Annotated in this window: 17 protein-coding genes; 3 read left to right on the top strand and 14 right to left on the bottom strand. The window is 51.1% G+C overall.

The window, feature by feature from the left end:
• Positions 1-41: 41 nt before the first annotated feature.
• The 12 genes from K3T83_RS53970 to K3T83_RS53920 form a co-directional block, all read right to left on the bottom strand.
• Entirely contained in the window at positions 42-791 is a 750-nt protein-coding gene (locus tag K3T83_RS53970; protein ID WP_220211410.1) for a hypothetical protein, read from the bottom strand.
• A 676-nt stretch (positions 792-1467) separates the two neighbouring features.
• Positions 1468-1683 (bottom strand): hypothetical protein, encoded by a 216-nt coding sequence (locus K3T83_RS53965; RefSeq protein ID WP_220211409.1) that lies wholly within the window; start codon positions 1681-1683, stop codon positions 1468-1470.
• 71 nt (positions 1684-1754) lie between these two features.
• Positions 1755-2483 carry a hypothetical protein gene (locus tag K3T83_RS53960; protein ID WP_236065349.1) on the bottom strand — a complete coding sequence of 243 codons (729 nt, stop codon included), beginning with the start codon at positions 2481-2483 and terminating at the stop codon, positions 1755-1757.
• The gene (locus K3T83_RS53955; RefSeq protein ID WP_220211408.1) at positions 2484-3143 is read right to left on the bottom strand and encodes a LexA family protein; all 660 of its coding nucleotides are present in this window, start codon (positions 3141-3143) and stop codon (positions 2484-2486) included.
• A 441-nt stretch (positions 3144-3584) separates the two neighbouring features.
• Positions 3585-4079, bottom strand: coding sequence for a riboflavin biosynthesis intermediates N-glycosidase (gene ybiA, locus K3T83_RS53950; protein WP_220211407.1), 495 nt, complete (start codon positions 4077-4079; stop codon positions 3585-3587).
• 164 nt (positions 4080-4243) lie between these two features.
• Positions 4244-4885, bottom strand: a complete 642-nt coding sequence (locus K3T83_RS53945; RefSeq protein WP_220211406.1) for a sigma-70 family RNA polymerase sigma factor — start codon at positions 4883-4885, stop codon at positions 4244-4246.
• A gap of 57 nt (positions 4886-4942) precedes the next feature.
• Entirely contained in the window at positions 4943-5365 is a 423-nt protein-coding gene (locus K3T83_RS53940) for a hypothetical protein (protein ID WP_220211405.1), read from the bottom strand.
• Positions 5366-5459: 94 nt separating this feature from the next.
• Positions 5460-6248: a hypothetical protein gene (locus K3T83_RS53935; RefSeq protein ID WP_220211404.1), complete on the bottom strand. Its 789-nt coding sequence runs from the start codon at positions 6246-6248 to the stop codon at positions 5460-5462.
• Positions 6249-6299: 51 nt separating this feature from the next.
• On the bottom strand, positions 6300-6458 hold the full coding sequence (locus K3T83_RS53930; RefSeq protein WP_220211403.1) for a hypothetical protein: 159 nt from the start codon (positions 6456-6458) through the stop codon (positions 6300-6302).
• Positions 6459-6525: 67 nt separating this feature from the next.
• Positions 6526-6786: a DUF6788 family protein gene (locus K3T83_RS58825; protein WP_505912374.1), complete on the bottom strand. Its 261-nt coding sequence runs from the start codon at positions 6784-6786 to the stop codon at positions 6526-6528.
• A gap of 286 nt (positions 6787-7072) precedes the next feature.
• Positions 7073-7207, bottom strand: coding sequence for a DUF3536 domain-containing protein (locus tag K3T83_RS58510; RefSeq protein ID WP_220211522.1), 135 nt, complete (start codon positions 7205-7207; stop codon positions 7073-7075).
• A gap of 1455 nt (positions 7208-8662) precedes the next feature.
• Positions 8663-10489, bottom strand: a complete 1827-nt coding sequence (locus K3T83_RS53920) for a hypothetical protein (protein WP_220211402.1) — start codon at positions 10487-10489, stop codon at positions 8663-8665.
• Between the two features lie 488 nt (positions 10490-10977).
• On the opposite strand from K3T83_RS53920, the gene K3T83_RS53915 reads away from it, so the two are divergent.
• From K3T83_RS53915 to fxsT, 3 genes are all read left to right on the top strand, one after another.
• A complete protein-coding gene (locus K3T83_RS53915) occupies positions 10978-11736 on the top strand; it encodes a creatininase family protein (RefSeq protein ID WP_220211401.1) in 759 nt (252 codons plus the stop codon).
• Positions 11733-12560 carry a GntR family transcriptional regulator gene (locus K3T83_RS53910; RefSeq protein ID WP_220211400.1) on the top strand — a complete coding sequence of 276 codons (828 nt, stop codon included), beginning with the start codon at positions 11733-11735 and terminating at the stop codon, positions 12558-12560. The genes K3T83_RS53915 and K3T83_RS53910 overlap by 4 nt, the downstream gene beginning before the upstream one ends.
• 192 nt (positions 12561-12752) lie before the next feature.
• Positions 12753-15053 (top strand): FxSxx-COOH system tetratricopeptide repeat protein, encoded by a 2301-nt coding sequence (gene fxsT / locus K3T83_RS53905; RefSeq protein ID WP_220211399.1) that lies wholly within the window; start codon positions 12753-12755, stop codon positions 15051-15053.
• A gap of 6 nt (positions 15054-15059) precedes the next feature.
• Here fxsT and pgeF read toward each other — a convergent pair whose 3' ends face one another.
• Both pgeF and K3T83_RS53895 read right to left on the bottom strand, forming a co-directional pair.
• Entirely contained in the window at positions 15060-15878 is an 819-nt protein-coding gene (gene pgeF / locus K3T83_RS53900; RefSeq protein ID WP_220211398.1) for a peptidoglycan editing factor PgeF, read from the bottom strand.
• 594 nt (positions 15879-16472) lie between these two features.
• Positions 16473-20612, bottom strand: coding sequence for a tetratricopeptide repeat protein (locus K3T83_RS53895; RefSeq protein ID WP_220211397.1), 4140 nt, complete (start codon positions 20610-20612; stop codon positions 16473-16475).
• Positions 20613-20801 lie beyond the last annotated feature (189 nt).

Genomic DNA, 20801 nt, shown 5'->3' with positions numbered 1-20801 from the left:
CCCTCTGCCCAGTTCATAAACTGGGCGGAGAGGGAGAGAGATTAACGCTGGTGCTGATAGGGAACGACGCCTGCGTTGTTTACGGGAACGAGACTGCCATCGACGATGGGGGTGATCTGTACGGGCTGGATCATGCCCGGTGCGAAAGCCGGTCCGATCTGTACCGCTTGACGGGCCACCTTTTTAGCAAGTTTGCGGCGATTGAGGATAGGCTTGGCGATGAGCGTTCCTAGCGGCCAGAGGAGGAGGCTGCTGAAAAAGAGAACGCCTGTCCCCAAACTGATGATAAAGCCATCACGGGTAATACTTGACCAGAAGGTAATATCCCACCAGACGGTCATGGCACCGCTGACCAGTTCGTACGTAAAGATCAGAAATTTCTTCCAGCGTGTCTCCCCGCGGGTGACAATTGGTGCTTGAGAAGCCTCAACATGGTCCTCAAAATGCTTGACCGCTGAATCAGCGAGGTTGAGAACCAGCAACCAGGCTCCAGCTTGTATCGCTACGCTGATGAATGCCATCAGCAGAAACTTAACGACTGGGCCGGGATCAAAGGTACCAGGGCTTGCCAAGAGTTGGATGAATAATGCTCGGATCGAGGTTGCTAGCTCAATGAGGTTGCCCAGCAGACCGAGAGCGCGCAGGGTCTGTCCAACAAACAGTTTAACCGAGTCCGAGAGGATTCCCAGACCTGCGTGGTGTGGGCGGTGTTCCAGATCGGGCGTGGCTCCATAGAAACTACCACCTGGATGCGTCTGGTTCCCTGTAGGGAGTAATGTTCTTCGCTGCATATGTTCTCCTTTGTTCGTAGCGCAGTTGTGCAGAAGCAATCGCGCTTGGATGGGGGATAAAAGAAAAGAAAGTGGAGAGAAACGAGAGAGGATCACCTCCTTATCTAAAAGAGCAGAGACGACAAAAACAGATAGAACCATTTCTGTCCTCGTGTGCGAGAACGGCTCTCATGCGAGTTCGCCAGGCTCGTATTGCTAGTGGTGAACACTGTAATCCCAGTGCGTGGGGCATGAGAAATTGTACTCCTGGTTCAATCATGGAGGGACAGCACTGCGATGTGTTGAAGCAAAAGTGACTTAGCGGGTTTTTCTGCGAGTCGTTCTTGCAGCACGTCGAGAAGGAGTGCGAGATTGGGTGGGAGAGGCCTTCTTTTGGCTCTTGGTATGTAGAAACAAGTCTATGACGTGACCTGCGTCTTGTGATGAAACAGTGTAAATGGCCATTCCTCCAAAGTTGAGCACCTGTGTCTGATTCGGGAGGAGAATGTAATGGCTGAGGGGATTGACGCAGATATAGTGATCTTTGTACATTCCACAAAATGATGCCTGCGACTGCAAGACCTCGACAGTTGCTTTGTCGTTCAGATGCAGCGTGAATGGTTGCACGTTGTTGCGCCTCCTTTCGGAAGAGGGCGACCAGGCCCTGGTGGACCGTCGCCAAGAGATGTAGGCTTCTTCAAACAAATGTGTTGCTGCGCATCCGTTGATTGTAGGAGAGAAGCTGATACTTCTGTGCGAAAATGGTGCGATCACACGGGATCATGATCGTGCAGACCGAACACCGCTTTGTATACAACGACCAGAACAGCAAAACAATGGAGCCACCAGTAGGTAAGAAGCCGATGTTGCGCTGTAGCAGCACGAATGAAGCAGGTGGCGATGAGATGTTCATGGATGCTGCCGAGCCTTTTCTTTGCCACGTTCCAGTACCGCAACGTCTTGTCCTTTCTTGTTGATGAGAGCTTAACGAACCACCTGATGGAATGGATGGTTGCAGGTGAGGCAAAGAACCGGTAAATCATCCCTGGCAACCCGCACTTTGATCGGCGGGGTGCAGGCGCACTCAAAGAGGCGTAAACGACTGCCTGATTTTCGCTTATGTTGCTCTCCTATACGACTGCCACCTTGGAGGAGCGCGGCGTGTGGATAGGGACCATTGCGCTGGACATAGGCCTCAAGTCGTTGGCGCAGCGCCTCCCCAGCAGTGGTTGCGGTTGGCTTGCCAACCAATCCGACTGTGCGGGCTGCTTGCGAAAACAACCTTCCGTGTCCACATTCGCATCCAATGGCGGCATGCAACAGTTCATGTAGGAGTGTGCTGAGCACCTCGATGCTCTCGCCCAGCACTGGAGAGATGAAGATCTGTGGTATTCCGTCAGCACACACCACTCCATCAAAGCATTGGCCGATCGCACGCGCTTCCGAGGGAAAGCCGCAGGAAACTCGAACGGGAGGGCAGGAGATACCGAGCGAATCCAGATACGCAATGAAGTGTGTTGCAGCTTCGTGCAGCCACGCTTCGCGCAATGCTCTTTTGTGGGGCTCTCCCGTCGCGGAGGAAAGAAGTGTCAAACCTCCTCGTTTTCTTTCTGCAACCAATAGGTGACGCGCATCGTTGGTGGGACTTCCTGCCTGTGAGCCAGTGGGAAGCGATTGAGTGCCGTGCAGGAGGCACGGAAAGGGATCGTTCATCTAGTGAGCACCTCGACCTGTTTGCTCTCCTGGACCGCTCGCGCTCAGGGGAGGACAACTGACAAAACGATGGAGTGCAACCACCTTCCCGATCACCCTCCAGGCATGTTCCCAGTACTCTCTCTGAAGCATCAGAGGTGGCGCGATATTATCAGGATGCGCTGGATGCAGAGCGGCCACCTGCTCTTGAAGGTTCCAGCGTTTGAGGAAAGCGATCTGGGTATCGTCCTGTTCCTGAGTGATTAAAAGTAGGTCTCCTGGTTGATAGGAGCCTGAAATGAGCAGATAATCGCCGTGGCAGATGTGATCGCTCTGCCAGATAGACCCCTCAACGTTGATGGCATACGGAAAGGGGAAACGGTCGAGCACTGACGGATGAAGCAACAGCTTCAAATGCTGGTTATGGAGCTGACCGAGTACAGGAAGAGAGCGGACAAGGTCGGTTAGGTGAATGCCGCGACACTTGGGGACGCGGGTGATGACGCCATACCGTTCCAAGTGATTCAGGTGATAGTCAATCTGGCTAGGATTGCGAAGAGCGGTCAGATGGCTTATCTCGCGAATAGTCGGTGGCATTCCCTGTTGATGAATGGTGTGAGCAATAGCGGCGAAAATCAGTTGTTGATTTTTGCTGAGCTGACATGGGAGACGTGGTGTCATAGGCATGGTTTTCCTCGAAGAAGTACTGGTTTGCTTGCTGCAAGAAGAGAGGCCGGTCGCATGAATCTTATTCTCAGAAACGGAAAGGAGCAGTGTGAAGTGACGTTCTGGTACAAGGGCGAAAAGGGATGGGTTATGCCCCTAGATAGTCCAGGGAGAGTTCAGCTCTTTTAAGGCTGATGCCTGTCCATCGACACCCTGTGGATAGGCAAGCATCGGCCTGGCTGCTTATTGCAGATATGTTTGCTGTTGCTGCAGTACCGCTTGCTCTTTCCCTGATTCATCCCTCACCACTAATCCATCCAACACCCACCATCCATACTGACTAGTGGGAAGATTCGTCCCCGCGAGGAGCTGATCTCCGTTGAGCAGTGAGTCTTGTTGCGCGGCCAGGAGCTTGGCTTGCTCTTCTGGTGTTAAAGGAGTATGTGATATAGTGGTTTACCTTTCTCGTTGTTGCAATACAGTCCGCAGTTCCATGAGGAGCAGACCCAGCATATTGCGGCCACTTCCATCACGCCCACAGCCCCAGCAGTAATCATCGCGTGCATCTTCAATGATGAGAGCCTCTCCCGTTTCAATGAGCAACTCGCGGATAGGAGCGTGTGTGGTGAATTTGCAATAGAGTGCGCGTCGCATGATCTCATACTTGACGTCTTCCCAATCGGGACGGAGGAGGAAGTGGCGGCTACGCCCCATAACGGCTGCCTGTTCCGCAAACGGGAGTTGCCGTATGCGTTCCCTCAAGGAAGGCTCGTGGAATTTTTGCGCTTGAAAGTGGTGTTCGACCGTCGGCCACCAAACACCATCTTGCTCGATGGGATAGGGCGCAAGATTAGAAAAGGCACCATAGGTCCCGTTCACATCATAGAACAGGACAAGCTTTGGCAAGCAAATGTGTGGCTGTTTGCCGTTGAGGAGAACCGTTGTTTTCATAGTTCACTTTTCTCGTTTCTCAAAGGGTTGATGAAGAGGGGAGTACGCTCTCGTAGAGTCAGAGCCAGAGGGCGATCATATCGGGCATGCAACGAAAGCACGGGTACTTGCCATCGATGGAAAATGATTCCTCTGGGAATTGCCCCGCAAGAGCATGTATCTGGTCAATGCGTGAGCGCTCCCGTGCTTTCGCTGGTCGGTGAAGTTTCCCAGAGTTTCATCGCTCTCTTACAGAGAACCCGTTGTTTTTTCGCTCGTTTTATCTGATATCCCATTCTGATTGCATACCCCGCCAGTTGTTTCCGCAGCGTTTGGCGGGTTCGATGTAAGCGGCTGAGTACTGTTCCTTTCGGAATACAGAGTGCAGTCGCGATCTCCTGCGTACTCATTCCCTCGCTGAAACGCAGGAGGATGCTCAGCGAGAGTGGAGAGAGCGTTTTGAGGGCGTGCCAGACCTCATCGCTGAGTTCTTGACAGAGCACGATATATTCTGAATCAGGAAAAGAGGCGCTCATGTGGGAACCATCGACTTCCTGGTCTGGAAGTCGGAGTGGTTGGGTGGCCTGCTTACGATAGTGATTGATCGCTGACGTATTCAGAATGCGGAAGAGCCAGGCCCGTAGGTTCGTATCTGGCTGATACAGATGGGCAAAACGAAACGCTTTGAGCATCGTTTCCTGTACAAGATCTTCCGCCTCCTGCGGATTCCGGGTCAGGCTCAGCGCTTTACGAGAGAGGCTGTCCAGTTGGGCCAGAACACCTGCCTCAAAATCTTCAGAGGAGATATCCTCTTCGAGCAAGGACATGATCATCCTCCTTGTTTGTTAGGTAGATCTTTAGAGAGAAGAGTGCTGGGGATACCATCACCACAGATTTCGAGGAATGGAGCGGTAGAGCAGAACCCCGCTCAACGAGCCACTCTGTATCCCTTCGCCTTGCCAGTAAGAGCGGGGTCGCTCAGGGATGCCGCTCTGTGAGAAGAGGCCCAGCGTATACGTTCCGCCAAACCTCCGAATCTCCCACTCGCACCAGTAGTCTGCTGGAGCGAGCAATTCGCTCCATATCCCGCCGCAGCGTTGATAATCGAGGAGATCGCTAATGACCTGATCATGCAGGTGTCCAACCTGCATACCTGGGATGAGATCAAGCTGGACGGTTTTTTGTGGAGGAACAATGCCGCGTGCTTTGTCTGAGCATGGGCGACAAAGGGGCGCTTCACGAAAGCCCCCAACGAAGTGGCCGACCTGGCCAGGCGGAATGAATTTCGTACACGCAATGCAATACATACAAGCTGCTCCCTCAAAGAAACAAAAGCAAGTATCTCTTCTACACATGGTATGAGGAGACCGAAGCAAGCAGAGACAACACTGATGAATATGATCACCACCATTTGAGGCGAAAGCGACAGCGTGGTGGCTGAGGTCGGGGTCGCGCGGGAGGTGGCAACAGAGGCCGGTGTTGCGCTGATGGTCTCTCAAGGATGGGAGGCAGAGGCATGCTACACTGAAAGCATTTTCCATCACGAAGCGACCGAACGGTGCCATCTCCGTTCTGAGCAGAGAATGCTGCCGCATCCGATTGGCTGGCAACATCTTCTGTAATCTCGCCACACTGGGTACAGCGAATACGGAGATGAACGTAGGGGGTGCCTGCACGTTGGTGCATGCTACTCATCTTTTCATGATCGCAATACATTGCTGTCGTCGTACGATCTGAAGAGGAGCCTACGATACGTCGGTAGATGGCTAGAGCCTCCTCAACAATCATCAACAATTGGTGAGCGGTATAACAATACCCATAGGGCAATGTTGGTTGCCAGTTGAGTGAGAGTATTGTAACGCGCCAGCAGGAGATCCTGTGGCAATCGCTCTCGTAGAAGGTTTCAATACAGATGTCAGGCTCTTCGTCAACAAGAGCGTACGCCTGATCGATGGTCTCTTGGCGCATGTGCTCTTCTGGGGAGATATATGGCTCAGGCGGCTCAGAAACAAGTCCGACCGTATATTCGGCGCGTCTCTGCTGGCCATGATCAACAAGTACCGCACGCGTTGGATTTCCGTTGGCGTCTTTCTCAAGCGTGATCAGAACTGCTCCTTCACAGGTCCATTCGGAGAGAATAGCGAGCAGCTCTACTAACGTGACAGTACGTTGTATCTGTTGATAACCCATGGTTGTATTCCTCTGTGCGTTCGAGTCGCTACGAAGGCTTCTTTGCTGCGCCTAGCGCGGGAGAAGAGAAACAACAAAGTGAAGCGTTTTCGCAACACTTCCTGTCGCAGTATTTACGATGAAGAGAGCCAGTGCGAAGATCAGCCAAAGCCGCTCGCGATCTGGTAATGATGATTCAGGACGAAGAGAAGAAGGTTTTCTCTGCTTCATGAGAGGGAACTCCTCAGCTGTAACGCACTGTTGCGTCAATCAATTGTTGAACTAGAGCACAGAAAAATCAAGCGACGATGCCAGGTGGAAGGCATATTCCCACGTAACAGGAGCACGAACGACCTCCCTCCTTCCAGTACGCGTACCAATACGGTCCATGTCCCTTCCAAGAGGGTTCTGAGCAAGATGCCCCCAATGATGATGATTGCTCTGCCCGCCGCTGCCTGCGTCGTTCTCGTTCCTGCCGGCAGCGGACGCAACGCTTATTCCCACATAATATGGAGACCTGGCGAAAGCTGGCATAAGAAGGGATTGGTTTGCTGCTCATCGTCGTCCTCCTTGGATTGATGGGGAGAGAAGAATAACGGGGACCTTGAGAAATGGTGTGGTTGGAGAGTCAAAGGAAGCGGTGTGCAGGAATGAAGAATCGGAAGCTATTCTGATTATGGTGTGATCGACGCCGTTGCGCTTCACTGTGTGCAGGAGAGCACTTGGGGCAACATAGCAACAGCAGGTAATTGCCTATACAGATCTGTGCCTGTAAGCGCTGTACGCAAGCTTTTAGCCGCGCGAAGGTTCTCAAGGAAGCTCTGCTGGAGATCAACATCTGTCGCCTACCAGATCAGGCTGATAGCCCGGCGAGCAAAGACAATGCCATTGCGTGACTCGATGCGATCCAGATCTTCAAAGAAGAAGCCACAGCTGGTGAAACTATATTGTTGATAATACTGCGCTTCGGCAGGAGTAATGTCTGCTCAGTTCGGTATGGGTCGGTAGGCGCTTGATAGTGTTTCCCATGGCGCGCCCAGAAGCTCTCGGCGCACTCCCAACCATTGTGGAGTGTGGGGATAATCGTTGCGAGCTACCTAGAGATCGTCCAGGGTGGTTGCTGTGTGCTGTTCAAACAGGTAGACGCATAAGACTCTTGCACGTGCCAAAACCTGACCTGCTCTTCTGGACTCAATGGCCCATGTGACAGAATTACCTCTCTCCTTGTTGCAAGTGCGAACGTAATTCCGTAGCAAGTAGCTCGGTTTGTGTGGCTGTTGGCACGTTCAGCTTTCAGAAGCCCTTTTTTACAAAGACTCGTGCAAGTATGGCAAGTGTTACCAACAGTGCGAAGATGAGACTGAGGGGGACTGTTGCACACTGCTTTATGATAATAAAGGTGAGAATGCCAGGAAGAAGCGAAATGAGTATAACTCGTTTACTTGGCTTTTTCATGAGAGTAACCTTTCTGGTGAAGCCTCCTGGAACCGCGACGAGAAGAAAAGCAGTGTTTACTAGAATGAGTCATATCTTCCTTACTCGGAAAGAAGGAAATCTTCGTTGCCAAGATCACGACATTTCAGTAAGATCTTTTCTGGAAGGAAGCATAACATGTTCAAGTACTTTCCCACCCACACATGTGTGATCCTCTGAGGAATAATATTTCACAATCACTTTTGCGACAGAGGGGAGACGATACTGTTTCATAAGGTCAAAAAGGAGAGCTCTCACTGTAGCATTTCGCTGTTGTAGAGGCGGATCTCCTGGAAGTTCGGTATCGAGCAGAAGATCTGGTGTTGGCTTGGGAGCCGCGATCCATAGTTCCAGATAATACCGCATACGTTTCTCGTCCTTTTACGATTTGAAAAGAAGCATATCAAGAGCATGTTTCAAGAAAAATGGGAATGAGTGTGGAAATACTGTTATGTTCCCCTCAACAAGAAGTCACTCTCAAACACCTGCGGCCACAACCACCAAATCCACTCCACATGTCGCCCATTCCATGTCTCACCAGAAGCCTTGATGACACCACCTACTGGTTCTTGCCGATTGCCCCGCTCGTCCAAAGCGCCTTGAACGTAGAGCTTTGCCTCGATATGTCGCTTGTGAAGAGATTTAAGCAACTTTTCAGTAGAGGCTTTATCATGCAAGTATTTCACAACCCCTCTGCCTGTAGCTGTTTCATAGCACAGTTCTAATGTAACCACTGGTATCTGCCTCTCCGCAAGAAGGAACCATCTATGCACTTTTCATCTCATCAAAAGAAACAATAAGATGCCCGATCCCAGACTAGCTTCTCTTTGAGCCGTGCCTGTTCTGGCGTCCTCCACACTGCCTCCTCCGCCTGTTGTTCAGATCCTGCGTCTGGTCTTTTTTCTTCCTTTCAGTGCATTTTTGAGTGATTGTGCGACAAAAGGGCAATGTATGTCCAGAAATTACTGATGAAGAACCTCCTTGGGAATGAGTTGTCCCCAGATTTTTTCTCTGCGCGGCACCTGAAGTACCGTTTCCAGATCCACATCAGGTGGAATCTTGACTGAGAGCGGCACTCCAATCACCAGGTGGTATCCCACCAGGTGGTATCTTTGTTCAATCCGCTGCTCGTACTGACGCTCTAACATAACCCTTTTAAACGATTCATGCCGTTTTGGTGAGGGATTATCGTATCTGATGATCTCAACTGTTCGCTCGACCATCTGTTCCTCGTAAGCTGGGCCAAAGCCGATGATGCGCGGTTGCACGCGCTGCCGATTCATCCAGCCTTCAGCCAGGTCGATGAATTCGAGGAGATCGGCGTGAGCATCAGTAGCCCGTCGCCCAGATCGTCGCTCATCGTACGCTTGCTGTACGACGAGACGGGCGAGGCGAATCAGGTCCCCTTGACACGGTTCGTGCTTGCTTTTGTCAGCTGCCTCAAGGAGCGGTTGGATCAGGGGCGTCGGAATAGGAATGTTCTTCGATGCCATGAACGCAAGCTCTTCCTGCTCCTCGGCTCGTGGACGAGGGAGAGCCTTGGTGATATCCTCGACAGTCGGTCGTGCTGCTCCATGTGCGAGCGCATAGGCAGTTGCCTGCACGCGGCGTACATGGGAGGAGTGCCGGTCAAATGCGGGAGTCCAGGGAAGTGCCTGAGCAATGGTATCCTGATCCAGCCAGCATTCATAGACCGATCCACTACGACTCCCGGTCAGCCGATCTACAAACGCCGCTACCTCGACTCTCCGTAATCCATCGGCACTCACATCATCCGTGACGGCGATGTAGGCAATGTCGAAGAGTGCTGAGGAGGTATCCCTGGCCCACTGCTGGATGCGTTCCATCTGCACGCTGATAAGCGATCCAACCATCGAGGCAGATGCATCATACTGAGCAGCTTCCGTATGGCTGCCAGGAATGGAAAGAAGGAAAGAAAGTGAAGTACTCACTTTGCTCCTGAGTGTACCGGGCAGAAGATATACCGGGAGGACGCGGATATCCTGCACCTTGATAGGAAGCATCTGTGCATCCTGAATGACTGAGGCCAAGATCTGTGCATCGTGTACAGCAAGCGGAATGGCGCGAGCTTCCGCAAGTTGCTTCGGCGTCTGTGCCACCTTTGCAAAGTATCCTGCCTCGCCGCACGGTGAGACGAACCGCACATAGCAGCGCCGCGTATCTTCTGGAAGACGTTCATACAAATCAGCAGGTAGCTCCATTGCCTCAACCTGATAGCAGTAATGCACAGCGATCTGATCAAAATCAGGCTGGGCGAAACTTACGTCCTGCAAGGGCGTCATTTTTTTGAACGCGTTGGCCCGTTTTCCCCAGAGCCTTCTCAGATCGCAAAGTGAAACCAGAAAGTCTTCTGGATCATCTTGTGGATCAAGAGCGCGTGAGAGGGCAAATACACGTAGCGTCCTGCACCCAGCAATTCCCTGGAGCAGGTAGGGATCGCCATGAAACCAGAAGAAAGTGCCAGGAGCATGAGGAAATTCTCCTGGCAAAAAGGGAAGATACCACTGAGTTGCGAATGTGCCTTCGCTCAGCCTGAGTTGCACATTCCAAGCTGTAGGACCTGTGACCAATTGAACGCTCTCGAATGCGTGTTGGTCAGGAGTGGCAGATGGCAGGCATGCAAGATCTTGCCCTTGTTCCGATGGTTTTGGTTCATCGAAGAAGAAAGGGTCATCGGGATCGAAATAGTGAGGTGTTGTTAGATGCCCTTGAAGATCTTCAAGGGTCGCCCCACGAAATTTCCATCCTCGAAGCTGCTTGTTGCCCATCGTGTGAGTCCTTCCCTTCCGAGATTGACAGATCGGGCCAAAGCATGTCATGATACATAGGACCCGATTTTTTTAACCAGCCGAAAGGCTGGCTCAAATAGGAGCCTCTTTGCTGTGGTGACTGCGAAACCGTGGCAGCAAAGAAGCTCAGATACCCAGGGTCAAAAACATTCAGGCGTCTGGAGTTGCAGCTCCAGGCGTCTTTGTTTTTACCTCTGCTTCCCTACCATTCTTTCTGATCTGATGATTGTCTGGAAGATATCTTTCGAAGCTTGAAAGAATCTTTCTAAAATGAGAGTAGCATAAGGAATTTGAAATGTCAAGGCTTTTGCTTGAAAAAATATATCGAAGAACGTTTTTAATATATGCTACAATGAAAGTGTTTTTCAAAGAATCATTTTCAGTTTTTAATTTGAGAGCTGTTATCCAGAAGCTCTTAGGAAAAGTTCCCAGACTGCTGGGTTTTAGTAGAAGGACGTCATTAGTCTATGGATACATCGAACGCTGCCCCTTCCTTTCGAGGGCTACGACGGAAAATAGTGGTACTCCCTGTCGGAAGTTGCGAGCAGCACGGGCCATTTCTGCCCATTGACACCGACCTGAGAATCGCGCAATTACTCGCTGGGAACCTAGAGCAATCATTTGGAAAAGAGGAAACGCTCCTCTTGCCTGCTATTCCTTTTAGCTGTTCATATGAACACTCAGGGTTGGGGACTCTGGCGTTACAAGTCAGCACGCTTGCTGCTTTGTTGCATGATATGGCAAGGAGCTTAAAGGCATGGGATATGCCTGTGCTTCTCCTTCTTGTTAACTGGCATGGAGGAAACGATGTGTTGGCCACCCTCGCAACCGAGATCTCAGCAACGGAGAACATTCATACTGCGGTCATTCCATCAATTGCAGCGGTCGCGCGTGCCTGGGATGAAAGTAAGATAACTGGCGCGAAAGATGTTCACGCCGGAGCCGTGGAAGTATCTATTGTTCAGGCGTACTGGCCTCACCTGGTTCCAGAGTCTCTTCCTGCTGCTATTCATTTTGAACCAAATATTGCCCCGGCAAAGACCCAGGCAATTCTCCAGGCTCTTGGGTCTTATGCAGTCACCCGCGATGGGACCTGGGGAGCGCCAGAGCAAGCCGATCCAGCAAAGGGGAAAATACTGATTGAACTAATGGTGCAAAGCATGCATGAGCAAGCTAAGGCTTTGTTGGATTTGGTGAATAGACATGCGCAACGGGGGAATATATGAGAGGACCATCTCCCCAAAAAATTTTAGCGACCCCTCCACCAGAGTTGCGAACGCAATCACGAGTGACGAAAGCTATTCTTGATCTGCGAGAGAAAATCCTCACCGGTGAGTATCGGCCTGGGCAACTACTCACAGTGAAAACAATCAAGGACGTTTATGGCCTCAATAATATCGAGACGCAAACGGCTTTGTTACGCCTCGCCGTCGAAGGACTGGTGCAAGTTCAACCTGTTCGGGAAAGAACAGGGCCAAATAATGCTGCAATCAATCGCTACTTTGTAGCGAACTTCAACGTACGAGACCGCATGCTCTCGACGCGGAGGGGCGACTTTGTATCTGACGTTGGCCACGCTGCCAGTAAGGATACACTTGAACTGGAGATGCAATATGCAGATGAAGAAATCGCATCTCTCCTTGAATTGAAGCCAGGAGAACCAGTCATTTTCCATCGCAATCTCCAGCGTCGCAATGACACAGTTGTTGCAATTTGTGATAGCTATGTGCCATTTTGGTTTGCCTCTTTGATGCCAGAAATGAACAAGCCAGACTTTGATCTGTATCAGCTCATGCGCCAACTTGGAAAGAATCCTACGTGGTGCCGAGAAACAGTAGATATGGTGCAAGCCTCTAGCGTTGAACGGGAGCTTTTTGGATTGTCTCCAGATGATCCAAGTGGCTTGTTTAAGATTCTCCGTCGCACCTTTGATGATCAAGGACATCCTTTAGAGATCCAGTATCTCACAGATCGTGGAGATGTCTACCGTTTAGATTACTCGTTCCCCCTCTTTGCTGAGGGTATTCCCGAACCATTTCGCGACAAATAAGCTCAACTTAGAACACTGCTGCCACTGGTTATTTCTCGGATTCTGTCTATATATTCAATTGGTAAGGTACATTAGGGAGTACAAGTCCTTGTGCTACATAAAGTGTATACCGCTCAATCCACGAAAGTGAACTCAAAAGCGTGCCAAAATCCTGCCAGTTTTCTGGCTGAGCAAGCCGGAAGGAGTCGATAGATGGCAAAGCAGACAGAGAAGAAGCGAAAATATCCGAATAATGTTCGAGCCTGCATGGGTACTCATCGGGTTGCGGCTGTAATAAGGGACGTGGATATTGCAGACCGTACTTTTTGGCGCATCCTCGATGAAAGGGCACCGATCCCGCCTGGTAAACTGGAGTCACTGGCGAAATATTTAGGAGTGCAACCAGAAGATTTACTGAGAAAACGGGAAATTTGGAATATTCCCTATCAACGTAATCCCTTCTTTACCGGGCGCGAGAAGGAGCTCGCCGACCTACATCACGTCCTCCACCAGAATGGAATTGATGCAGGTGGTCACGTCGCCTATGCGCTCTGTGGGCTGGGTGGCGTGGGCAAGACGCAAACTGTGCTTGAATATGCCTATCGGTATCGCGATGAGTATCAGGCGATTATGTGGGTGAAAGCTGACAGTCGTGAAAATCTGCTTGCTGGCATGCTGTCGCTCGCCTCCCTCCTGGAATTACCAGAACGTGATGTGCAGGATCAGGACGTGATCCTGCGGGCCATTGCGTGCTGGCTCAGAGAGCAGCGTTCGTGGCTTCTGATTTTTGATAATGTAGATGACCTGACGCTCATTCAGGAGTTTTTGCCGACGGGATGTCGCGGCCATGTCTTGCTGACAACACGTGTGCAGGCACTTGGGCGGATTGCACGTCGTCTAGAGGTAGAAGAACTGCGACCTGAAGTGGGAGCGCTCTTTCTCTTACGGAGAACAAGTTGGATCGCACCTGATGCATCGTTCGATGCCGCATCCATTGCTGAACGCAATCTGGCAGTAGAACTGGCACGAGAACTGGGAGGACTGCCTCTCGCACTTGATCAAGCAGGAGCCTATATAGAAGAACATCAGTGCCGTCTCACTGACTATATGAGTCTGTATCAAACGCGTCGCCGTCTGGCGCTCTTATCGCTACGCGGAGACATTTTGGGTGATCACCCAGAAACAGTGGCCGCTACCTGGTCGATTTCTTTTGCTGCTGTTGAACGAGCGCTACCAGCAGCAGCAGACATCCTTCGTGTTTGTGCCTTTCTCGATCCTGATGCCATCCCTATCGAATTGTTTCTTGATGGAGCCAAAGAACTAGGCCCTCGGCTGTCCCTGCTTGCCTCAGATCCTTTTGCATTTGATGAGGCGGTGAGTGTCCTCTGGAAGTATTCACTCATTCGCCGAAATACCGAAACGAGAAGCATCAGTTTACATCGGTTAGTGCAAATAATACTCAAGGAAACGTTGAATGGGGCGGAACAGCGCATGTGGGCCGAATGTGTTATCCGGGCTTTGGCTACAGTCTTTCCTGCCGAGGTAAGAGTTGACGTCTGGCCTCGCTGCCAGCGCTTACTGGCTCATGCTTCTCTCTCTCTCGCCTATCTAGAATCCTATCAACTGGCAATCCCAGAAGCTGCCACCTTATATAATCAGGTGGGATACTACTTGCGGGAGTGTGCATCGTATGAAGATGCCAAAATGTTCTGTCAACGTTCGCTCTCAATCCGTGAGCAGACGTTGGGGGCATATCATCTAGCAACTGCCCAATCGCTCTATAATCTTGCCCGTGTGTATTTTGAGTTGAGTGAGTACGCTGAATGTGAGCATCTGAATAGACGTGCACTCTCGATTCGTGAGCAGACATTACCATCGGATCACCTGGATATCGCCTTGAGCCTGAACAATCTGGCATTCCTATACTATTTGTGGGAAGGGAAGAGCGAACAAGCCGAGTCGCTCTTTCAACGGGCTATTCCGATTTTCGAGCGAAGTATTGGATTGGAGCATCCCAGAACTGCACATTGTTTGAGTAATCTGGCATTGTTGTATGCGAGTCAGGGACGCTACGAGGAGTCTGAACGACTCCTGCGGCAGGTGTGGGACATCCGCGAACGATTGCTTGGTCACTGGCATCTTGATACTGCCAGAAGTTTGCAAAATCTAGCATGGCTCTATATAGAGCAGAAGCGGCAAGATCGTTATGAGGAGGCAGATGCTTTTCTCCTAGAATCGCTTGTCATCCGCGAGCGATTAGTAGGGCGAGATCATCCTCAGACGGCAAACAGTCTCAACCATCTGGCCCTTCTCCGAGAGGCGCAAGGTCGCTATACAGAAGCAGAGGACCTTTATCGGCAAGTGTTAGCAATGCGGAGGAAGATGATGGGCGAAGACAATCCGAAAGTTATTACCACAGAGGAACGCTATGCCACTCTTTTGTGCAAATTAGGTCGTAAGCAGGAGGCTGCACAGCTTAAAAAACATATTCGAGCTGTGTGTTGTCCTTCATGAGTCTCCTCACTCTCTCATAACGATCAGGCCTGCAAAGCGGCCGGTTCTGCCGTTTGGTCCTTGCTCTGCGCGATACGAGTAAAACTCAGATGTTGAGCAGGAGGTACATATTCCAGAATCCTCCATGTGGTGAGGAAGGATACCACTCTCTTCCAGGCACCATCGGAGCATCGCCAAAAAGTCGAACTGATAATGAATATCGTCTGCTTGCAACACGAAAAAAGCCTGTGCTTGCGTAGGAAACGCACGTGTTACGGCATCAACCATATCTTGACGAACTTGATAGCAGCAGCTTTTTAAAATGGGGCTGATGCCTACCAGGATGTCAGAGGGATGACTGCCAAGTGTGCTCATCTTCTCGACGGTTTCCGAAATGATACCTCTTGTGGCCCCTCGCCAACCCGCGTGAATCATCGCAACGATGTGAGCTTGAGGATCAAAAAAGGAAATTGCTGCACAATCCGCTACGGGAATAAGAAGAGCCGTATTTGGCAGAGCGGTGATGAGTCCATCCGTGCGGGAAAGCTTCTCAAATGTGCCACAAGGCGTTGTATGAGAAACTATTTCGACGTTCGACCCGTGAACCAATTCTGCTTGCGCCACGTGTTCTGGCTTTATATTGATGAGATTGTACAGGCGAGATCGATTGATAATCACAGCCTGCTCCTCGTCATCGACCATTTTGCTAAACGAAAGGTTCAGTGAACTGAGAGGATCTCTGCTTACTCCTCCTATACGGGTTGTTACAATATTGACAACCTGAGGAAATGGCCGAAAAAGTTCATAGGAGTAGAGGACTATCCCTTGATTTTCGTCTCTGATCATGCCTGTATCTTTCTCTAAGCACTATGCGTCCAACGTATGGATCTGTCTATAGTGTATCGCATGCATTTGATCTGGTCAAAAAAGCGATGACGTGAGAGAAAAGTTTTTCAAGTTGCATGATCAGCAGAAGAAAAGAACATACTAGAGATCATCTAGCACAAAGTATACCCGACCCTCATAGACATCTTTATCAAACAAAGATGTCGGTGAGGGCGAGCATACTCCCGATGCTCCTTACTTACGCTTTTCTGCTATTTAGTTGGTAATGTGCCGTAGCACAAGTCCTTGTGCATCTCTTATTGGAAAGTATAGCCAAAGTTTGATCTCTCTGTCGTCACATATGGGCCATTTTCGTGGCACATGCATGTGCCATGTTTTTGGTGGGAAGAAATAAAGAGGGGCAACTCACTGCTCGAACACTGAGTTGCCCCTCTTCACTAGCTGAACACGCTACTCTTCGCCGCCTTCGCCCTCGCCGCCTTCATTTTCTGTTGGCATGTGTTCCACTCCTTGTGACAAGATAACCTACTTCTGGGCTAAGCATACCATATCACAGAGTCATGAAGGGTTTCCATTGATTACTGATACGGCCAGTTACGAGAGCTGAAACGCGAGGAGCCGTTTCTCTAATTCAGGGTCTTGTGAAAGCCTCCTCACTGGCAGAGACGGTTCAGTAATATCAAGTTCTGCCAACGCTTCCAGATCCGCGAGGCCGACAACACCAACCATCAGCCGTTGATGTATCCTTGGGTCTTGTTCAATAGCAGAGAGGACGCAGCGATAGCCGTAGTGGTAGAGCCAGTCTTTGAACAGCGCTACTCCTGGCACAGAGAGATCGGGTACTCCTCGGAACGTGCGCAGGCATCGTTGCCGGGCAAGGGATGGTGCGCGACTTTGTGCTTGCTCGACGGTTTTGTCAATGCCCATCACCGTTCTATAGAGGATAAGCAAAAGGACCAGGAAGCGGGAGAGGCGCGAGAAGGTAAGCGCCTCTGTCAGGACGCCAGCCGCCAGGCCCGTCGAAATCGTGCCAAACAAGCTGCCAGCTGTAAACTCCTCTACGGGTTTTCCTACGAGACGAGCCAACTCACGATCCCCGTACTGGGCCAACCCCTCCTCTGTCGCCATAAAGTTCCGTGTTCCAGTCGCGAGCAGGTCCAAGCGCGATGCCGCTCCCTGAACAGCACGCTGCATATGATCTTCGAGTTCTTCTTTCAGGAGCCGACGCACTGCCGGCAGAGTCCGCGCTTTCTCTGGCAAAATAAGCTCCTGGGTCAGCTGCTCTATCCGTTCGATCGTGGCGGTTGCATCAATTCGTGTCCGCCACCCATCAAAGCCATACTCTGGTAAGGTTGCATCCAGGAAGTGTTTCAGTGTCAAGGCAGAAAACTTGATTGTCTCTGCTGGAGGCATGGCTCGTTGCCCCCTCACGACCAATGGGACGGCATGTGCTGGAATGCGCAGTGGAGCGCCGATAGACCGAAGAAATGTCGTCACCTGATCACTCACCTCGACGGTATCTGCTCGTTGCCGTCCTAGTGCAATCAGGCGACCAATGTAGGTAAGTGCCTGTTCCACTTCCTCTGCGAGGGGTTTTCCGTAGACCTCTTCGTTATAGCGCAGAAAGGCAGTTGTGTCTCCGTCATGCGTTGCTTGAATCATTTTCAGGTAGGAAGTGTGTTCCTGGGCCACACCCAGGTAGAACGTGCGAACGTGCGCATTGGGTTCTCGTATCGCAGCATCTGCCGAGTCGATGTCTGCGGTGAGCCTTGCCAGTTCTTCAATCGTTTTGGTGATCTGGTTTTTGCGAATCCGTGGGTATCTGAACTGTGGATCGCGGCCTTCTCTCTCGGCGTCCAGCACCTCACGGTCGCGAGAGCGGCTCAGTAGCTCTCCCATGCGTTTCTGATTCTCCTCATTGGGTTCCTGCTCCTGGAGAAAGTCCCACTCGTCCTGTTCGGAACGGGTAAAGGCTCCAGGTGTCATCAGCTCAAAGGGATCGTAACGTACGATGTCACGATAGCGAGATGACCAGCGCCAATCGAGCTTTTCCTCGGGGGAGGTTTGCCGCCACTGTCGTATTTCAGTGAGACCTGCTTGCGCGAGGACGCGATAAGATCTCCTATCTTTGCTAATGTTGTTTGATGCTTTTTGGAAGAGAGATTCTGCTTCTTGCAACTTCCCAAGACGCAAGAAGAGGTTCCCACGCTCAACGAGATAAATCCAAACCTCCTCCTGCAGCAAACTATTTCCTGAAGCTGCTGCCTGTTGGATATCCTCGACGGCTAGCTGATCAAAGTGTACAGCTAGCTGAAATTTGCCAAGAGCAGCAAGGCATTGTGCTTTCTCGCTATAACTTGTGGCTAATGAGCCAGGTTCAACGTAGCCCGCCGTTTTCAGGTGTAAACTTTCTTCGATGGCGGCGAGGGCTTGCTCAACATGTCCTTGCTTGCGCAAATAATAGCCCAGATCGTTGAGGAGCCTGGCTCGTCGATACCGATCACCACTGCGTTTTGCTGCTGGCTTTTGTTCTTCCAATGTTTCCCAGAGGCCGATGCATTGTCGGTGGAGCGCTATGGCCTGGTCTCGCAGGAGGCGGGCTTGCTCGTGTTGTTGTTCGTCGCTCGCATAGTCGCTCCATGCTCCCAACAATGCAGCCTGTCTGCCTCGCAGTGAAGCGAAGCGGGTGGGATGGATACGCTGCATATCTGGGTGGCGTTCTAACGTGTGATCGATGAGCTGTTCAGCTTCTTGGAAATGAAGCGAGTCTCGATGTAATCGCATCAATTGGTGAACCACATGTAACTCGGTAGAGAGACACAAAGAAACTTCTCCTGAGAGCAGCGCCGAGTAGATGTGCTGGTAGGCGTACTCCAGATCCTGGTAGGAGCTTTTCTGCCCAAGATATGGAGCTAGATGGTGGCGCAGGAGGAATCCTCCACATTCCTGCCCAAGTGTGGAGCGCCACGGCTCGCTTTCCATGAAATGGTAGACGACGCGTGCAATACGCGTGGCATGTCCGAAGCGAGCAAGCAACCAGCTATAAGGTAAAAGTTGTTCTGCCGCTTCGAGGAGCCGTTTTCTCCCGAGCGAAAAGAGGATGAGTTCGGTGACGACCGAGCTTTTTTCTTGATCGCTCTCAATCCCGTCCTTGAGCCACTGTGCATAGATGTCGGCCACCATCTCCTCGATGGATTCCCGACGAGATGGTTCGGTAAGCCGACACGCCACGGCCGCTTCAGAAACCACTGGCAGGAGTTGGGCACGGTGCGCATAGATCTTTGTATCCAGATCAACAAGAGAAGCATGTTGTAATTCCTCGAACGCCTCTTCTACTTGCGGGATGAATGCTTTCAAAGGATGGAGGGGAAGGGCAAGGGGCGAACACGCTAACACATCCAAGAGAAGATGGGCGTGGGGCGAAAGATGACCACGAATGACCTCTTGAAGCATGTGCTGGGTCTCACGGTCAGCTTCGGGGCCAAACAAGCGTGGTTTTTGTAAAAGCTGCCTGATGAGACGGGTATGCATGTTTTCTTGTGCATTTTCCGGCGCTTGGAGCATGCCGTCTTCTTCGTCGAACGGAAGATCTGCCAGGGTAGAGGCACGCAATTCGATGAGCCAGGGGTTGCCGCCGCAGCGGATACTCACCTGTTGGAGAAGCTCTTCGTCCACGTCGTCGAAGCCCATTCTTCGCCAGATAGCAGCCCCAGCCTGTGGTGAGAGCGCAGGAAGTTTCTGCAATGTGAAGTAGGAGCGATTGCGCTCTGTCCATCCAGGCCATTCCCTGCTTGCAAAAAAAAAGGTAGCAGCGTGCTGATAGTGTACTACAGCTCGAAAAAACTGATGCCAGCATGCCGTCAGTTGCCCATCTGTCTGTAAAATGACTTCCCCATTGTCAATGAAGAGGATGACTTGGTGGTTCACTTGTGCGGCATACTTTAGGAGCATTTCCGTTCGTTCTTGAAGAGAGAGGTGCCCCTGTTGAGAAGCGTCAAGGTGAAAAAAAACAAAGGCGTCGGCTAGAAAACGATCCAGGCGTTCTTCGGCAGTCATATTCGTCGCAGTGGAGCAGGTGAAGAAGAACACCTGATAGCTTCCTTGTTCCTCAAGTTTACGCCTGAGGAGTTGGAGCGCGCTTGATTTGCCTGCGCCAAGGGCTGCTGGGATGACCACCAATTTTCTAGGAGGATTGGTGCGAACATGGGACTGTATCTCGTGTATCCAGGTCTCTCTCCCGACGAGATGTCGTTGATCTTCTTGAAGATCAACGGGAAACGGGGCGATCAGATTATTCGTAGAGACGTGTAGCAGTGGTTTCGGCTCTGGAGAAAGGGGAAGGCCATCAAATGTTGCAACTTCTTGAAGAAGCAAGGCCCATGGACCGTCTGTGGGAAAGGGATCATTGTTTGCCGGTTCCTCGATCATCCGCCAGGCAAGGAAGAGAAACCGATTCCGTTCACCTGCATTAAAGTGCACGCCGGCTAGCACCAGACATGTATAGAGTGGAAGCAGTTCTTGCAAGCGGATGCGGCGTCTTCTTTCCCCTACAAGATGTGAGTACGTATAGCGATTCCACCTGTTTCCACAGGTATGTTCATTGAGATGAGCGGGAAAAAGCTCGACAATCTCTTTGATTTGTATGCGACAGCGGCGGCGAATACGCTCGATAAATGCTCCGAAATCTTCTTCGTCTGTTAGAAGGGAATCAGGTACGCTACGTCGTAGTGCCATGCCGTCTATCGCTTTCTCAGTACGAGGAAGTTTTTCCCCTTTTCTTGACCTACTCTTCTCCAGAACAATTCTTATTGAAACTACTTGGTAGTATACTCGGTTTTCTTTGGAGATGCTAGTAACGCTGACGCACATCTCACTAGCGTTCTGTTGATAGGTAAAGTCTACCGTGGTTACTCTATCCATAGG

It is taken from the genome of Reticulibacter mediterranei (assembly GCF_016587455.1).
Note: the sequence above shows the minus strand (reverse complement) of the source record. Positions and strands in the feature narration are given on the sequence as shown.

Coding starts and splice junctions, on each gene's coding strand:
- K3T83_RS53920 (WP_220211402.1), bottom strand. CDS start 10,489: ATGGGCAACAAGCAGCTTCGAGGATGGAAATTTCGTGGGGCGACCCTT.
- K3T83_RS53895 (WP_220211397.1), bottom strand. CDS start 20,612: ATGGCACTACGACGTAGCGTACCTGATTCCCTTCTAACAGACGAAGAA.
- K3T83_RS53945 (WP_220211406.1), bottom strand. CDS start 4,885: ATGTCCTTGCTCGAAGAGGATATCTCCTCTGAAGATTTTGAGGCAGGT.
- K3T83_RS53930 (WP_220211403.1), bottom strand. CDS start 6,458: ATGAAGCAGAGAAAACCTTCTTCTCTTCGTCCTGAATCATCATTACCA.
- fxsT (WP_220211399.1), top strand. CDS start 12,753: ATGGCAAAGCAGACAGAGAAGAAGCGAAAATATCCGAATAATGTTCGA.
- pgeF (WP_220211398.1), bottom strand. CDS start 15,878: ATGATCAGAGACGAAAATCAAGGGATAGTCCTCTACTCCTATGAACTT.
- K3T83_RS53960 (WP_236065349.1), bottom strand. CDS start 2,483: ATGAACGATCCCTTTCCGTGCCTCCTGCACGGCACTCAATCGCTTCCC.
- K3T83_RS53910 (WP_220211400.1), top strand. CDS start 11,733: ATGAGAGGACCATCTCCCCAAAAAATTTTAGCGACCCCTCCACCAGAG.
- K3T83_RS53970 (WP_220211410.1), bottom strand. CDS start 791: ATGCAGCGAAGAACATTACTCCCTACAGGGAACCAGACGCATCCAGGT.
- K3T83_RS53915 (WP_220211401.1), top strand. CDS start 10,978: ATGGATACATCGAACGCTGCCCCTTCCTTTCGAGGGCTACGACGGAAA.
- K3T83_RS58825 (WP_505912374.1), bottom strand. CDS start 6,786: ATGAGCAGCAAACCAATCCCTTCTTATGCCAGCTTTCGCCAGGTCTCC.
- K3T83_RS53955 (WP_220211408.1), bottom strand. CDS start 3,143: ATGACACCACGTCTCCCATGTCAGCTCAGCAAAAATCAACAACTGATT.
- K3T83_RS53965 (WP_220211409.1), bottom strand. CDS start 1,683: ATGAACATCTCATCGCCACCTGCTTCATTCGTGCTGCTACAGCGCAAC.
- K3T83_RS53940 (WP_220211405.1), bottom strand. CDS start 5,365: ATGTATTGCATTGCGTGTACGAAATTCATTCCGCCTGGCCAGGTCGGC.
- ybiA (WP_220211407.1), bottom strand. CDS start 4,079: ATGAAAACAACGGTTCTCCTCAACGGCAAACAGCCACACATTTGCTTG.
- K3T83_RS53935 (WP_220211404.1), bottom strand. CDS start 6,248: ATGGGTTATCAACAGATACAACGTACTGTCACGTTAGTAGAGCTGCTC.